Here is a 2,022-nt window from a genome sequence, read left to right as displayed (position 1 = left end):
GGGGCGGGGCGGGCCGAGCCGCTCGGTGCGGGGGCGGCGGCAGCCGTCGTCGTCCTGATGCGGCCGGCCGACGGGGCGTGGCTCGCTCTGCCGTTGCTGCTGGTCACTGTGGTGCGGCCCCGGATGTTTGCCGCGCTGGCCGTCGGGCTCCTCGCGGGCGCCGCACCGTGGGTCGTGGAGGCGTTCGCGCACTACGGGGGGCCGCTCACCCGGCTGCACCGGGCCAGCGAGATCCAGGGCGGTCTGGGCTGGAACCTGGCGGTGGACGACCAGGCCAAGGCGCTGGAGGGACGCACGCTCTGCCGGCCCTGCACCATCCCGTGGAAGCGGCCCGGCACGACGGTCTGGTGGGCCCTGCTGCCGTTCCTGGCCGCGGGTGGGGTGGTCGTCGCACGGAGGGCGGGCCGGTCCGCGGTGATCCTCCTGGCGACCGGGACGGCGGTATCACTGGCGGTGCCGTATCTCTTCCTGATCGAGTACGCCGCACCCCGATTCCTGCTGCCCGCCTACGCACTGCTGTCCCTGCCGGTGGCGGAGTGCCTGGTGCGCCTGTACGACCGGGCGCGCCGTCCCGCCGGACGGCTCACAGGGCAGTGGCGCGTCGTCGTACTCTCCGCCGTCCTCGCGGCCCACCTGGCCGTGCAGCTCCAGGTGACGAGCCGGGTGTCCGCCAGCAGCCATTCCACCAGCGCGGACTTCACGGCCGTGGCCGCCGCGTTGCACCGCAACGGAATCCGCCCGCCCTGCGTGATCAGCGGCGAGCAGGCGGTCCCGATCGCCTACTACGCGGGCTGCGCCTCACGGCAGACGGGCGGGCACGACGGCAGCATCACGCCCGCGGGCCTCCGGGACGCCGCCCGCCGGGTCCCGGCGGCCGTACTCGTCGCCGGCGGCGGCCCCCGGCCGGCGTACGCGCCCTCGGGGCCGCCCGTCCTCCTGGCGGAGACCCGGGACGCGGGTCCGTACAGCGCCTATCTGTTCCCGCCGCCGGACAGCGCCCAGGTCCAGGCCCGCCCGGGCCCATGAGGCAGCCCGGGCGGCCATGCAGTGCGCCGGCCCACAGGGTCCGGTGAACGCGTCAGACCCGGTCCACCAGGCAGCTCAGCGCGTGGCTCGCGGCCTCCGCGGCGGCGGTCTCCGCGTCACCGGCCCGGATCGCCTCGACGAGCCGGCTGTGGTCCATGTGGTTCTCGGGCCGCAGTTCATGGCCGATGTCGACCCGCAGATAGTCCCGCAGCAGGTCACCCAGGTCGGCGTAGAGCCCGGTGAGCACCTCGTTGTGCGAGGCGGCGACCACGGCCAGATGCAGCGTCGCGTCCGCCGCCACGAACGCCTCGGCGTCCCCCGCCGCCCAGGTCTCCTCCCGGCGCCGCATGAGCGCGTCCAGCTGCTTCAGGTCCCGCTCGGTGCGCCGGCCGGCGGCCAGTCGCGCCGCCGACGACTCCAGCGTCGAGCGCAGCTCGGCCACATGGCGCGGATCGGCTGACGCGAATCGGCGGTGCATCACCCCGGCCAGTTCGCTGACGGCCACCACATAGGTGCCCGAACCCTGCCGGATGTCGAGCAGCCCGTTGTGCGCGAGCGCGCGCACCGCCTCGCGGACGGTGTTGCGGGCCACCCCCAGCTGTTCGACCAGCTCGGGCTCGGTGGGGATGCGTGAACCCACGGGCCACTCGCCCGACGTGATCTGGTTCCGCAGCTGGGCAATCACCTGGTCGGCGAGTGCCGAACGCCGCGGGGACGTCAGCGCCATGGTGCTCCTTGCTCGGGTGTGCGGCGGGCGGCGGTGGCCGCCGCCGTCTCGCGGAGGTATCCGAATCTTCTCAGAGGATTGGACAAGTAATCATCCCATGATTCTATGATGGCCCCATGCATGACGACGCAACCCCTCCCCGGACCCCCACCAGGACGCTGGACCCGGCCGCGCCCGCGGCCGGGTCCAGCGTCCTGGTGGGGGTCCGGGGAGGGGTTGCGTCGTCATGCATGGGGCCATCATAGAATCATGGGATGATTACTTGTCCA

General features: G+C 73.5%; 1 protein-coding gene and 1 pseudogene. One reads left to right on the top strand and one right to left on the bottom strand.

Annotated features, from left to right (window positions below):
• Window positions 1-1,026, top strand: a pseudogene (locus tag JGS39_RS39135) (hypothetical protein); the annotation flags it as partial.
• 52 nt (window positions 1,027-1,078) lie between these two features.
• Here the strand turns inward: JGS39_RS39135 and JGS39_RS39130 are convergent.
• Complete coding sequence (locus JGS39_RS39130) at window positions 1,079-1,753, bottom strand: FadR/GntR family transcriptional regulator (RefSeq protein WP_219574525.1); 675 nt, start codon at window positions 1,751-1,753, stop codon at window positions 1,079-1,081.
• Window positions 1,754-2,022 lie beyond the last annotated feature (269 nt).

Origin of the sequence: Streptomyces poriferorum (assembly GCF_019399235.1) — a bacterium.
Classification (GTDB): Bacteria; Actinomycetota; Actinomycetes; order Streptomycetales; family Streptomycetaceae; genus Streptomyces; species Streptomyces poriferorum.
This window is presented reverse-complemented; position numbering and strand designations above follow the sequence as displayed.